We start from the raw sequence: 12843 nt of genomic DNA, 5'->3' as shown, positions 1-12843 counted from the left end.
GAGGACAATCTCGGTTGCCTGACGGAAAATTCATCACGTTCGAAGGCGGTGAGGGGGCTGGTAAATCAACCCAAGTACGCCTGTTGGCCGAAAGCCTTCGTCAGTCTGGGATAAGCGTAACCGAAACCCGCGAACCTGGGGGGTCCCCTGGAGCCGAGGCCATCCGTGAATTACTTGTCACGGGAGGAACGGACCGATGGTCAGGGGCCGCCGAAGCGTTACTAAACTACGCTGCCAGACGCGACCACATGGAGCGAACTATTCTTCCTGCCCTGGAACAAGGTGCGTGGGTCATTTGTGACCGTTTTGCCGATTCCACCATGGCTTATCAAGGCTACGGCCACCAACTTGGCGCAGATTGGGTGACAGAATTGCATCAAACTGTAATGGCAGATTTCAAACCTGATTTAACCTTAGTCTTCGATATTGCTCCGGAGCAGGGGCTCAAACGTGCAAACTCTCGGTCCGATACAGAAGATCGCTACGAGCGCATGGATGCTGAATTTCATGACCGTTTGCGAGATGGTTTTTTAAAGATAGCAGCGGCGGAACCTGAACGATGTGCTGTTCTAGACGCTTCTGGAAGTGTTGAAGACATTCAAGCCGAAATCTTTTTAATCGTGCGGGATCGACTGGGGCTAGATTCATGACCGTCAATTTCGATCCTGACGGTGAAGAAGTTCCGCTCCCCAGGGAAACCTCTGACCTTCTGGGGCACGAACACGCCGAAACCGCCTTGCTCAACGGCTTTAACAGCGGACGCTTAGCCCATGCGTGGCTAATCACCGGACCGCGTGGCATTGGCAAGGCGACTTTGGCCTATCGGTTTGCGCGGTTTATTCTGGCAAATAGCTCGAATATTGGCGGTGGGCCGAGCCTTTTTGGTGATGCCCCGCCAGCGCCGACGTCCCTCAACATTTCCCCAGATAACCCAATTTTTCACCGGGTGGCAGGCGGCGGACACAGCGACCTTTTAGGAATAGAGCGGACCCGAGATCAAAAAACCAACAAACTTCGGACGGTTATCCGAGTTGAAGAGGTCCGGCAAGTCGGTGGTTTCTTTGGCCTGACAGCGTCAGAAGGCGGCTGGCGGGTGGTGGTCATTGATGCCGCCGATGAAATGAACGTCAATGCCGCCAACGCCGTCTTAAAAGTATTGGAAGAACCCCCAGATCGGGCGCTGTTGCTGTTGGTCAGCCATAACCCCGGACGATTGTTGCCGACCATTCGCTCCAGATGTCGGGTCTTACGCCTAAATCCCTTGGCTGATCCAGTGGTGGAAGACTTAATTGCGCGCTATCACCCGGAACTTTCCATGGATGACCGATCAGACTTGGTGCGCCTGAGCGACGGCAGTATCGGTCATGCCTTGGCATTGGCAGACGGGGCAGGGGTTGAGCTTTATCGCGACATGATCAATCTAATCGAGGCCTTGCCGTCGTTAGATACCGAGGCCGTCCATAAGCTTGGTGACAAAGTGGCACGCGTTGGTTCTGAGCAAAAATTCCAGACCCTTGGTAACCTTCTACGATGGTGGCTTGGGCGGCTCGTTGTTGGCGGTGCAGGGAAGGGTGGTCAGACCGAGTTGATGAAGCACGTCTTTGCTCAAGCTGGCCTTGATAACTGGTTGGAGGTATGGGAAAAGGTCAACCGCATACTGGAACGGACGGACGCCGTTAATCTCGACCGCAAACAAACGATTTTAAACATATTCTTGACCCTTGAACGCACTGTCCGCACATAACTGACATAAATCTGCCGCGTTCTTGCGAAAATCTGTTCCCTGCGACAGTAGGTATTGAGGAATTTACAGCGATGGCTGAGCCAAAACGCTATTACGTCACGACGCCGATTTATTATGTTAATGACAGCCCGCACATCGGCCATGCCTACACCACGCTCGCGTGTGATGTTCTGGCGCGCTTCAAGCGGTTGGATGGGTATGACGTTAAGTTTTTAACCGGGACTGACGAGCACGGCCAAAAAGTTGAAAATTCGGCTCAGGATGCGGGGGTCGATCCTCAAGTCTTTACTGACAAGGTCTCGCAAAACTTCCGCGATCTGGCTGATTTTATGAATTTCAGCCATGACGATTTTATCCGCACCACGGAACCGCGCCATCACGCGGCGACGAAAGATCTTTGGAAGCGCCTTAAAGATGCTGGCTTCATCACCCTTGGTAGCTATGCCGGATGGTATGCGGTTCGGGACGAAGCGTTCTATGGGGAAGGGGAATTAACCCAAGGACCAGACGGCAATAAAATCGCGCCATCAGGCGCAGAAGTCGAATGGGTCGAAGAGCCGAGTTATTTCTTTAAGTTATCTGAGATGCAGGATCGCCTGTTGGCGTTCTATGAGGAAAATCCTGACTTTATCGCGCCGCAATCCCGCCGAAATGAAGTCATTAGCTTTGTCAGCGGCGGCTTGCGCGATCTCTCAATCTCTCGCACCACCTTTAAATGGGGCGTGCAGGTGCCGGATGATGAAGATCATATCATGTATGTGTGGCTGGATGCGTTGACCAATTATATGACGGGTGTTGGCTATCCAGAAACCGAAACCGGAGAGTATCCAAAGTATTGGCCTGCCGACTTGCATATGGTGGGCAAAGATATTTTGCGCTTCCATGCCGTCTATTGGCCGGCGTTTTTGATGGCGGCCGGGCTTGAGCTGCCCAAACGCGTGTTTGCGCATGGCTGGTGGACCAACGAGGGCGAAAAGATTTCCAAGTCGCTGGGCAATGTGATCGATCCCCGGGCTTTGGTGGAAAAGTACGGCCTGGATCAGGTCCGGTATTTTCTGCTGCGCGAAGTTCCCTTCGGCAATGATGGTGATTTTTCGAATGCGGCCATGGTCACCCGAATCAACAGCGAACTTGCCAATGATTTCGGTAACTTAGCGCAGAGAGTTCTGTCTATGGTTGCGAAGAATTGTGAAGGTAAAGTGCCGGAACCTGGCAACTTTACCGACGAAGATAACGCGATGTTAGGGGCCGCGTTAGCCGCTGGTGATACCTTGCGAGACTGCATGGACCAGCAGTTGTTCAATGGCGGTCTGGATGCGCTTTGGACCGTCATCCGGCAGGCTAATGCCTACGTTGATCATCAAGCTCCTTGGAAATTGAAGAAAGAAGACCCAGCCCGAATGGCAACTGTGCTTTATGTATTGGCGGAGTGTATTCGTCGGTTGGCGCTGCTTAACCAACCCTTTATGCCGGACACGATGGCCAAAATGCTCGATCAGTTGTCAGTTCCGGAAGACCAGCGTACGATCAACGTTCACCTGTCAAATGAACACAACTTAACGCCAGGCCAAGAACTGCCAAAGCCAGAAGGCCTTTTCCCACGCTTTCAAGAAGAAGAGACTTAAGCGCCCAAAGGTGTCTCTTTATGATTATTCGGCTGGGGAGGCTGTGCTAAAATTTCCTCCCATAGGTGTCCATTAGGATCTCCTGGGACAGGTTCTGGCATGTGTTCGCGACGTTCTTCACCTACATGTTTTACCAGTCGAACCCGCCGTCGATCTGGGCCAAAATAGGCATTATCGCCGGTTGTTTTAAGATAGGGGTGGGGATGCTCGATTAGGGCTTTTAAGTGTTTGTAGACTTGTGTTGCAGAAACCGGTTTAGCCAAAAACTCATTAATACCAGCCTCCTGTGTTTTTACAACGCGATGCATTTCTGTGTGTGCACTGATCATAATGACCGGCATAAAAGGGTTGGGGCTATCTTTGCCATTGCGCAGGTGGTGAACGAAACCAAGGCCATCCATTGGTCCGGTCCCCCAGTCGCAGGTTACGATGTCAGGTGTAAAGTGTTGCATGACGTTCATCGCGGCTTCGCCGTCGCGGGCTTCACGAACCTGGCGAATGCCAAGGCCACGGACAACAGTAGATAACAATGAACGCATGTACCGACTATCGTCGATGATTAGAATATTAATATTTGATAGGTCGTAGGCTTTCACAATGACACCACTACCCGTCTTTTTGAGCCTCAAAAGTGGTTCCAACCTTTGAATTCAACCACTCATTACCAAATTTGTAATTGATCAATGTCAAACAGGGCTTACAAAGCAACTGCTGCCCCGTGACGAGGGCTTTAATATACTTTAAGACAAGTTGTCCTTTAGGGGGCTCAATAGGGATGTGTAATTAAGGTGGGTAATATTCTAGATACCAAGCGTTCAAATGATCCAATTTCATTTGTCGATAGTCATTGTCATCTGGATTACCCGGAACTTTCCGGCGATTTAGACGGCGTTGTCGCGCGTGCTGATGAGGCCGGCATTCGCTGGATGACCACCATCTGTACTCAGTTGAGTAAATTTTCAGGTGTTCTTGATATTGCGGAGCGATACGAAAATATCTTTTGTACGGTTGGCGTTCACCCCCATGAGGCAGGAAACGACGATGACATCACATCAAATCGGTTGGTTGGGCTCTCTGATCATCCCAAGGTCATTGGGCTTGGCGAAACCGGGTTGGATTATTATTACGAACGCAGCCCCCGCGATGCCCAACAAGATTCATTTCAGGCCCACATAGATGCTGCCCGGCAAACGGGCCTGCCGCTGATCGTTCATACCCGAGACGCCGATGATGATACCGCACGTATGCTGCGGGATGAGTATGCGAAGGAACCATTTACGGGCGTCATTCACTGTTTTAGTTCAGGTCCTGAAATGGCCAAGGCTGCTTTGGAAATCGGGTTCTATATTTCGATTTCAGGAATCGTGACATTTAAGAGTGCGCAAGACCTAAGAGACACCGTTGCCAATGTACCGCTGGATCGGTTGTTGGTGGAAACGGACGCACCGTATTTGGCGCCTGTCCCCAAACGTGGGAAGCCGAACGAACCTTCCTTTACCGCGTTTACAGCGCGTCAGTTAGCAGAAATCAAAGGTGTTAGCCTCGAAGATCTCTCCAAATTTACAACCGATAACTTCTTCAAACTATTCAATAAAGCGACGCGGTCGGAGTCTGAGACGTGCGCGTGACCATTCTCGGCAGCGGCAGTTCAGGCGGAACGCCGCAGCCCGGTCGTGGCTGGGGAAGATGCGATCCCACGAACCCAAAAAATAGACGCCGAAGGCCTTCTATTCTTGTAGAGAATCAAGATACCACGGTTCTTGTCGACACATCTCCAGACTTACGCGAACAGCTTTTGGATGCGGATGTTACGCGACTGGACGCTGTGGTTTATACCCATGCCCATGCGGACCATCTTCACGGAATCGATGATCTTCGCGGTATCAATCGTAACATGGGCACGGCGATAGATGCATATGCAGATGAAAATACTTTAGCCATAATTGAGGAACGGTTTGGATATGTCTTAAAACCGCTGCCTCCAACTGCGACCTCGGTTTTTAAGCCAACCTTAGTTCCACATGTTTTGAATGATAGAGGTTCGGTCGATATTGGTAATCTAACATTTACCGGGTTTACTCAGGACCATGGTTTTTCTGAAACCATGGGTTACCGAATTAATAACGTTGGCTATACGACGGACGTTGTCGAATTGCCCGATCATGCGTTTGATATTCTGGCGGGCATTGATGTGTGGATCATTGGCACCTTCATAGATCATCCGCATCTTACTCACGTAGATGTTGATCGCGCACTTGGATGGATCGAAAAGTTGAAACCAAGGAGGGGCATTTTTACACACTTAAGCCAATCCTTAGATCATGAAAAATTGGCGGCGTATTTACCGGAAGGTGTTGAGCCTGCGTATGATGGTATGGTGATTGAAGCACCATAAATAGAAATTATAGTAATTAGAGTTATTGAGTTAAATATGAGCGTTAAGTTGTTGAAGATAAATAATATACATAATTTTCCATAATATAAATTATGCGACAATTATGTTGTGTCTGTGGAGATGGTAGGAGACCACCCCGCACTCTAAAAACCCAATCAAGAGATAACATGACCGACAAAAAATCAATCAACCGCCTTTTAGCCATCATGGCCCAACTCCGTAACCCTAATGGTGGGTGCCCTTGGGACTTGGAGCAGACGTTTGCGACGATTGTGCCGCATACGATTGAGGAAGCGTATGAGGTTGCTGAGGCGATTGAGAATGGTGATCTCTCCGCATTGAAAGATGAACTCGGTGATCTTCTGTTTCAGGTCGTGTTCTATGCTCAGATGGCGGATGAAGAAGGTCTGTACGATTTTTCCGATATTGTTGAAGGTGTCTCCGAAAAGATGGAAAGCCGTCACCCGCATGTGTTCGGTGATCTGAGTATCAAGGACGCGGATGCACAGACTGTTGCATGGGAAGATCATAAGGCGCGGGAACGTGCCGATAAGAATGGTGTATCGGACGTCCCAGAAAGCGTGCTAGATGGGGTGGCGGTGCCCCTTCCCGCTTTGACACGTGCCGTGAAACTGCAAAAACGCGCGGCGCGTGTTGGGTTTGATTGGACCGAAGCCAAGGACGTTCTGGATAAAATTGCCGAAGAAGCCGCCGAACTCAGTCACGAGATAGATGTAAAGGCTGACAAAGCGCGGATCACGGATGAGCTTGGCGACCTTTTATTTGCCGTAACCAACCTGGCGCGAAAGTTGGAGGTTGATCCGGAACAAGCCCTTCGAGGTGGAAATGCTAAGTTTGAACGACGGTTTAAACGAATCGAACAATTATTGCGTGACCAAGGGCGTACCCCGAAGGACGCAGACCTGAGTGAAATGGAAGCGCTTTGGGTCCAGGCTAAGAAGGAAGAGACATAAGGCCCCTTCTCACTTCAACAATTTTTTTGTTGTCCTCGTTTTCGCCCAATTTATGATCTAGGGTGAGTTTAACGCTTCCCAACTGAAAGATCGAAACCGTGCGCAAATTTTTTTCTAGAAGAACAGCAGGCCGACTTATTGGCGCATTGTTTTTGATGCTCGTTCTAAACGGTTGCTATTTCCCGCTTAAATTTGATGTGGAAATAGAGGTCAATCGGCAAGGGTATTACAAGATCACCTTCGATGGGTACGTCGTATATCTACCATTATATCAAGGGCTTAAAGAGGGGAAAATTAACCCTACAGAAGAGGCTAAAAAGGTCGAGTACGTTAAAACCGACATCACCCGCGATTCATCGACCAAGGAATTTGGCTATGTTCAAAAAGGTCGGTTTAAGGTCCATTGGGTGAAAGAAGGCGACATAACCCGCCAGAAAATGGTCACCTTCATGCGCCGGAACGCGGCCTTCCTGACCATCCAATATAGCAAGAAAAGATATCAGATAGAGGTCTTGGGTACGGCTCTCTCATCGGCTCAGAAGGGTCGGTTGCGAGAAATCGGCCTCGATATGGTGGGTGAAATCAGAGTGAAGACCGACGCAAAAGTCGTCAGCCACAACGCCACACAAAAGGGGACGGCAACCAAATTCTATGTTTGGAAGATCAATGGCATGAACAAGCCGTCGCCCAAAATGGTGCTTTCGCTGATTTAGTCTTCGGTGAGCAGTTTCATTAAGCTCGACGTATCCCAGCGGCCGCCCCCCTTGGCTTGAACGTGGGAATAAAACTGATCAACCAATGCTGTCGCTGGCAGCCGGGCCTTGTTACGCTGAGACTCATCGAAGCAAATCCCCAAATCCTTGCGCATCCAATCGACGGCAAAGCCGAATTCATACTCATCTTTCAGCATGGTAGAGCCGCGATTTTCCATCTGCCAAGATTGCGCTGCCCCCTTCGAGATCACGCCAAGAACCTTTTCACCATCAAGCCCTGCCTTGGCCGCGAAGTTTAAGCCTTCTGACAGTCCCTGAACCAATCCAGCGATGCAAATCTGGTTGACCATCTTGGTGAGTTGCCCGGACCCAGCAGCTCCCATCAGCGTCGTTGCCTTGGCATAGCAATCAATAACGGGCTCGACGACAGCGAAATCAGCCTCTTCTCCCCCAACCATCACAGCCAATTGCCCATTTTCAGCACCCGCTTGTCCGCCCGAAACAGGCGCATCCAAAAAATGCAGCCCCTTGGCGCGGGCAGCTTCATCAATTTCACGCGCCAATTGCGCGGACGCGGTGGTGTGGTCGACCAAATACGCGCCGTCCTTCATCCCGGCGAGCGTGCCTGTGTCGCCAAAGGTTACGCTGCGTACGTCGTTGTCGTTACCGACGCACATAAACACGATATCAGCCCCGTCTGCTGCCTTGGCGGGGGTGTCGGCGTGATTTCCGCCATGCTCTGCGGCCCATTTATCGGCTTTGCTGGTGGTGCGGTTATAGACGGTGACGTCATTGCCCGCTTTTGCCAGATACCCAGCCATGGGGTAGCCCATGACGCCCAGTCCAATAAACGCTACTTTTTTTGACATATAAAAGTTCCTCGAACCCCTTAGAGTTCCCCGATTGTTGCGTGAAGTTGCTCCCATGCTGGCGAATTGGGGGCCAAAAGCAAGGAAGAATTATCAATAATTCCGGCTGTTGTTTGGTAGTTTCCGGTGATCCCGCCTGAAAGCTGGCTATAGCCCCCGGCTTCCGTATGAATAAGGATACCGGCGGCATGATCCCAAGGCTTGATCTTCCCCGCGTAGCGCGCGAAATGGAGCACGCCACGGGCCAAATCCAAATATTCCATACCGACACATTTATAACGCATCAGCCGGGTGTCATCTTCTGCATAGCCCCACGTGTGGCACATCCGATGCCGCAGGCGCGGTCCAAGTGATCCTGACATTTGATTTATGGGAATTGCGCTGTCAATTTTAAGACGCTGATTACCGATCCACGCCCCCTCCCCTTTGATCGCCCAGACCGTAACGTCATTGATCGGATCATGAATCCATCCGGCGAGGGTCTCGCCACCGACACAATAGGCAACAATTAGGGCGAAGCACGCCTTGCCGGCCGCGAAGTTCCCGGTGCCATCGACGGGGTCTAATATCCAAACTGGCGATTCATTGTTTAGCGCATTAAGGAGGCCAGGGTTGTCTTCAACTGATTCCTCGCCAATCGCGACACTTCCTGGAATGAGCAGTGTCAGGTCTTGGGCAAGCCTCTTCTCCGCTTCGATATCGGCTGTGGTCACAAAGTTTTTGGGACTTTTTTCGGATATATCTCCGGCATCAAGATTACGGAACCTGGGCATGACCTCTGCCTTCGCAATGGCGCGAATGATTTGGTCTACACGATTGGGGTCAGTCGGAAAGCTAGATGTTACAGGGGTCACATTTGAGCCTAGGCAGAATGGATGTCGCGGTCGCGGAGATAGATATCGGCTAAATCATCCAACATCTTGGCCGTATCATCATTGTAATCCGCACGCTGGATCAACGCACGTGTTACAAAGCACGCAAACGTCACCGCTTCACCCTTGCCGCGCAAATTAAACGACTTCGCAAAGTCCTCTAGGGACTCATGGGTGGCATTTTTTGCCATTACATTGAGTTGTTTTTTAACCAGGCGATTTTTAGCCCGCCATTTTTTCTGTGATGATGGTGCAGCCATTCTCGGCGCCCTTCTTGATACCCGGGTTAAATTCTACTAGTAGAATGGGATGTGCAGAGCCTAATTGCAAGCGAATCGCCGGATTTGTTGGAATTTTTATTACTATTTTCGAGCCTGGGACACCGTCATTTGGTCGTAACGGGCAACATTGGTTGCATCCAGGCGGACTTTTAGGCGGACCGTGGCTTCGTCGTCTTCTCGCTCAATAACTTCACCATGATCGTACAGCCAAGCCAGCATTTTTCCGTCTTGGACCGCCAACGAAGTTTCCAATATTTGAAAATTCTCCATCAGGCGGTCATTGATCACTTGTAGGAATTGCTCACACCCGGCCCCGGTCTTTGCCGATAATGGGACGACTTCTGTGGCGCGTTCGGATTTATTGAGTTCAACTTCTTGCTCATCTTCGCCTAGCAGATCGGTTTTGTTCAAAACTTCGACCATCCCCGAGACCGTGTCTTCATCAAGCCCCAGCCCTTTTAAAACCGTGAGTACATCCTTCTTTTGGGTTTCCGTATTAGGGCTCGCGACATCGCGGACGTGAACAATGATGTCGGCTTCCAAGACTTCTTCAAGGGTGGCATTGAAGGCGCTGACCAGTTCATGGGGCAGGTCTGAAACAAAGCCCACCGTGTCAGACAAGATAACAGTTCGTCCAGACGGCAAATCAAGCCGCCGCATGGTGGGGTCTAATGTGGCAAATAACTGATCCCGCGCCACAACCTCAGCGGCCGTTACGAGGTTGAAGAGGGTCGATTTTCCGGCGTTTGTATAACCAACCAAGGCGACGACTGGATAGGGAATTCGTTTCCGAGCATCACGATGCAGTTTGCGGGTGCGTTTGACTTCGTTTAGGTCCTTTTTTAGTCGCGTGATCCGCTGATCGATCATCCGGCGGTCAGATTCGATTTGTGTTTCTCCAGGCCCCCCCATGAAGCCCGCACCGCCTCTCTGGCGTTCAAGGTGGGTCCAGGATCGGACCAATCGAGACCGTTGGTAGGTTTGCGCCGCCAACTCGACTTGTAATCGACCTTCCCGGGTTTGAGCACGTTCCCCAAAGATTTCTAAAATGAGGCCTGTTCGATCAATGACTTTGGTCTTCCAGGCGGTTTCCAGATTGCGTTGTTGAACCGGCGTTAGGGCCGCATCAACGATGACGATGGCAATATGATTGTTACCAATTGCATCATCGTTGCTTTCTTTAAGCCCCTTGATGAGCGACGTAATCCGTTCGACGGACCCCTGCCCCATTAAGGTCGCAGGGCGCAGTTTATTGAGCGAAACTGCCTCACAGCCAGCGACATTAAGATTAATCGCGGATGCCAGCCCTTCGGCTTCTTCCAGGCGCGCGTCAACGGCTGAGGCAATCCGTTGAGATGCCTTCAGATATGGATGAACAACCAGACAGTTTTCGACGCCGTTTGTGTTGTCGTGACGATGCTTATCCGCCAAACGGGTCAGATCCCCTACTCTCGTTACTCGTCGTCGTCGCCGTCTTTTTCCGGATCAAATAGCTGAACCGGTGTAGACGGCATTATCGTCGAGATAGCATGTTTATATACAAGTTGCGTGTGTCCGTCGCGGCGCAACAGCACCGAAAAATTATCGAACCACGTGACGATCCCCTGTAGTTTCACACCGTTGACCAAAAACACCGTGACCGAGGTTTTATTTTTCCTGATGTGATTTAGGAAGACGTCTTGAACGTTCTGCGTCTTATCCGAGGACATGGGCCGTTTCCCTTTATTGTTATTTAGACCATTGCCGCACATAGGCGGCTATTGTTTTCGTCTTATGAGATCTTCGGAGTTCTTATCCCACCCAGGAAAAGTCTACAGGGTATCAATCAATTTTGAAAGTGCTAGACATCCGGAAACATGAACGCTCGGCGGATGGTCTTTAAATTCAAAGGGTTCGGGTTCTTTTTCTCGCACCAATACGGGTACACAGCTAGCATTTTTAGCGCATTCCATATCGATATTTGAATCTCCTGCAAACCAAACGTGCGTCCCAGTCTCAATGCCACTGCCGTTCAAAGCCATGGTCACAGGCTCAACTGCGGGTTTGTCTTGATCCGCATCCAAGGCGCCGACAATCTGTCCGAAGAATTTATTCCACCCGAGATGGGTTGCTTCCTTGCGGAGGTAATGGCCCTTTTTGTTAGAAACGACGGCCAGATAAATTCCCTGCTCCACCAGCCCACCAAGAGTTGTCTCCACATCTGCGAGGGGTGTCAGGGTTTTGATGTGGATCGCATCGTACTGTTCGTAGAAATACTCCCCGGCTTCTTCCCAGCGATCGCCAAACAATGCCGGAAAACTATCGCGCATGGATTTTTGGACGCGAACTCTCGTTTCATCGAGGGCCCAAGGGGTGAGATCGTAGGCCGTAAATGTCGCGCTTAGGGCTTGATGAATGGTCGTCCATGAATCGATTAGGGTATTATCCCAATCGAAGATGATCGCAGTTGGGCGTTCTTTCGGAAGGATCAAGCGCCCTTACCACTTTGGCCAATATGGCCACTATGGCCACTAAGACCAATGTCTTCATTATAAGCAGCGTAGAGGCCGAATAATTTTTCCGTCAATAACCCTGGCTTGCCATTTCCAATTGTATCTCCATCGAGTTCCGTTACCGGCTTGACGAGAGAAGTCGTACTGGTCACGAAGGCTTCCTTGGCAGCCTTCGCTTCCTCAATCGTGAATGCTCTCTCGATAATGGTGAATCCGGCTTTTTCTGCCAATGCCATGAGCGAGATTCGGGTTATGCCACGCAAGATGGCATGGTCGGTGGGACGGGTGACGAGTTCACCGTCCTTGGTCACGATCCAAGCGTTTGAGGAGGTTCCCTCCGTAACATACCCTTCCTCGTCTACCATCCAGGCTTCATAGGCCCCGGCTTCCTTTGCCAGTTGCTTACCTAAAATATTAGGTAATAACGATATAGACTTGATATCACAGCGTTTCCATCGGATATCAGGTATGCTAATGACCTTTACGCCATCGCTCATTTCATCCGTTAATACAGCCGTCGTATTCCGCGCTGTCATAACAACAGCGGGTTTCAATTCAGTTGAAAATGCGTGATCTCTTACGCGCGTAACGCCGCGGGATATTTGCATATAGATTATACCATTATGGACCCTGTTGCGGCGGATGACTTGATTCATAACGGCGCGCATTGCCGGGTCCGACATCGGCTCCGGAATTCGCAATTCGGCCAAGGACCGCCACAGCCGTTTCATGTGCCATTCCGGGTCCACAAGCTGGCCTTTGGTTATGGCGATAACTTCATAAATCCCGTCGGCAAACACGAACCCCCTGTCGTTTATATTAACAGAGGCTTCGGCGTTGGGAACATACTGACCATTAACGTAAGCGATACGTGACAT

Annotated in this window: 15 protein-coding genes; 7 read left to right on the top strand and 8 right to left on the bottom strand. The window is 50.5% G+C overall.

Going from position 1 to position 12843, the window contains the following annotated elements; translation table 11 throughout:
* Positions 1-14 precede the first annotated feature (14 nt).
* The 3 genes from HOM51_05540 (at position 15) to HOM51_05530 (ending at position 3369) form a co-directional block, all read left to right on the top strand.
* Complete coding sequence (locus tag HOM51_05540) at positions 15-650, top strand: dTMP kinase (GenBank protein ID MBT5033965.1); 636 nt, start codon at positions 15-17, stop codon at positions 648-650.
* Positions 647-1744: a DNA polymerase III subunit delta' gene (locus HOM51_05535; GenBank protein MBT5033964.1), complete on the top strand. Its 1098-nt coding sequence runs from the start codon at positions 647-649 to the stop codon at positions 1742-1744. Before HOM51_05540 ends, HOM51_05535 begins: the two co-directional genes overlap by 4 nt.
* A 71-nt stretch (positions 1745-1815) precedes the next feature.
* Positions 1816-3369: a methionine--tRNA ligase gene (locus HOM51_05530; protein ID MBT5033963.1), complete on the top strand. Its 1554-nt coding sequence runs from the start codon at positions 1816-1818 to the stop codon at positions 3367-3369.
* On the opposite strand, the gene HOM51_05525 is transcribed toward HOM51_05530, so the two are convergent.
* Positions 3366-3998 carry a response regulator gene (locus HOM51_05525; protein MBT5033962.1) on the bottom strand — a complete coding sequence of 211 codons (633 nt, stop codon included), beginning with the start codon at positions 3996-3998 and terminating at the stop codon, positions 3366-3368. The genes HOM51_05530 and HOM51_05525 overlap by 4 nt on opposite strands.
* Positions 3999-4196: 198 nt before the next feature.
* On the opposite strand from HOM51_05525, the gene HOM51_05520 reads away from it, so the two are divergent.
* The 4 genes from HOM51_05520 to HOM51_05505 all read left to right on the top strand — a co-directional run bounded on the left by HOM51_05520 (position 4197) and on the right by HOM51_05505 (position 7451).
* Complete coding sequence (locus tag HOM51_05520; protein MBT5033961.1) at positions 4197-4997, top strand: TatD family hydrolase; 801 nt, start codon at positions 4197-4199, stop codon at positions 4995-4997.
* Positions 4988-5764 carry an MBL fold metallo-hydrolase gene (locus HOM51_05515; GenBank protein MBT5033960.1) on the top strand — a complete coding sequence of 259 codons (777 nt, stop codon included), beginning with the start codon at positions 4988-4990 and terminating at the stop codon, positions 5762-5764. The genes HOM51_05520 and HOM51_05515 overlap by 10 nt, the downstream gene beginning before the upstream one ends.
* 167 nt (positions 5765-5931) lie before the next feature.
* On the top strand, positions 5932-6738 hold the full coding sequence (gene mazG, locus HOM51_05510; GenBank protein MBT5033959.1) for a nucleoside triphosphate pyrophosphohydrolase: 807 nt from the start codon (positions 5932-5934) through the stop codon (positions 6736-6738).
* Positions 6739-6836: 98 nt separating this feature from the next.
* Positions 6837-7451 carry a hypothetical protein gene (locus tag HOM51_05505; protein ID MBT5033958.1) on the top strand — a complete coding sequence of 205 codons (615 nt, stop codon included), beginning with the start codon at positions 6837-6839 and terminating at the stop codon, positions 7449-7451.
* Here HOM51_05505 and HOM51_05500 read toward each other — a convergent pair.
* The 7 genes from HOM51_05500 to HOM51_05470 form a co-directional block, all read right to left on the bottom strand.
* On the bottom strand, positions 7448-8320 hold the full coding sequence (locus HOM51_05500) for an NAD(P)-dependent oxidoreductase (GenBank protein ID MBT5033957.1): 873 nt from the start codon (positions 8318-8320) through the stop codon (positions 7448-7450). The genes HOM51_05505 and HOM51_05500 overlap by 4 nt on opposite strands.
* Positions 8321-8340: 20 nt before the next feature.
* A complete protein-coding gene (locus HOM51_05495) occupies positions 8341-9174 on the bottom strand; it encodes an inositol monophosphatase (GenBank protein MBT5033956.1) in 834 nt (277 codons plus the stop codon).
* A gap of 8 nt (positions 9175-9182) precedes the next feature.
* On the bottom strand, positions 9183-9452 hold the full coding sequence (locus HOM51_05490) for a hypothetical protein (GenBank protein ID MBT5033955.1): 270 nt from the start codon (positions 9450-9452) through the stop codon (positions 9183-9185).
* A 102-nt stretch (positions 9453-9554) separates the two neighbouring features.
* Positions 9555-10856: a GTPase HflX gene (gene hflX / locus HOM51_05485; protein MBT5033954.1), complete on the bottom strand. Its 1302-nt coding sequence runs from the start codon at positions 10854-10856 to the stop codon at positions 9555-9557.
* A gap of 71 nt (positions 10857-10927) precedes the next feature.
* Positions 10928-11182: an RNA chaperone Hfq gene (hfq, locus tag HOM51_05480; protein ID MBT5033953.1), complete on the bottom strand. Its 255-nt coding sequence runs from the start codon at positions 11180-11182 to the stop codon at positions 10928-10930.
* Positions 11183-11284: 102 nt separating this feature from the next.
* Positions 11285-11944: an HAD family hydrolase gene (locus tag HOM51_05475; GenBank protein ID MBT5033952.1), complete on the bottom strand. Its 660-nt coding sequence runs from the start codon at positions 11942-11944 to the stop codon at positions 11285-11287.
* Positions 11941-12843 (bottom strand): D-amino-acid transaminase, encoded by a 903-nt coding sequence (locus HOM51_05470; GenBank protein MBT5033951.1) that lies wholly within the window; start codon positions 12841-12843, stop codon positions 11941-11943. Before HOM51_05470 ends, HOM51_05475 begins: the two co-directional genes overlap by 4 nt.

The organism is Rhodospirillaceae bacterium (genome assembly GCA_018660465.1).
Lineage (GTDB): Bacteria > Pseudomonadota > Alphaproteobacteria > Rhodospirillales > JABJKH01 > JABJKH01.
This window is presented reverse-complemented; position numbering and strand designations above follow the sequence as displayed.

Coding starts and splice junctions, on each gene's coding strand:
- HOM51_05500 (MBT5033957.1), bottom strand. CDS start 8,320: ATGTCAAAAAAAGTAGCGTTTATTGGACTGGGCGTCATGGGCTACCCC.
- HOM51_05490 (MBT5033955.1), bottom strand. CDS start 9,452: ATGGCTGCACCATCATCACAGAAAAAATGGCGGGCTAAAAATCGCCTG.
- HOM51_05470 (MBT5033951.1), bottom strand. CDS start 12,843: ATGTCACGTATCGCTTACGTTAATGGTCAGTATGTTCCCAACGCCGAA.
- HOM51_05530 (MBT5033963.1), top strand. CDS start 1,816: ATGGCTGAGCCAAAACGCTATTACGTCACGACGCCGATTTATTATGTT.
- hfq (MBT5033953.1), bottom strand. CDS start 11,182: ATGTCCTCGGATAAGACGCAGAACGTTCAAGACGTCTTCCTAAATCAC.
- mazG (MBT5033959.1), top strand. CDS start 5,932: ATGACCGACAAAAAATCAATCAACCGCCTTTTAGCCATCATGGCCCAA.
- HOM51_05535 (MBT5033964.1), top strand. CDS start 647: ATGACCGTCAATTTCGATCCTGACGGTGAAGAAGTTCCGCTCCCCAGG.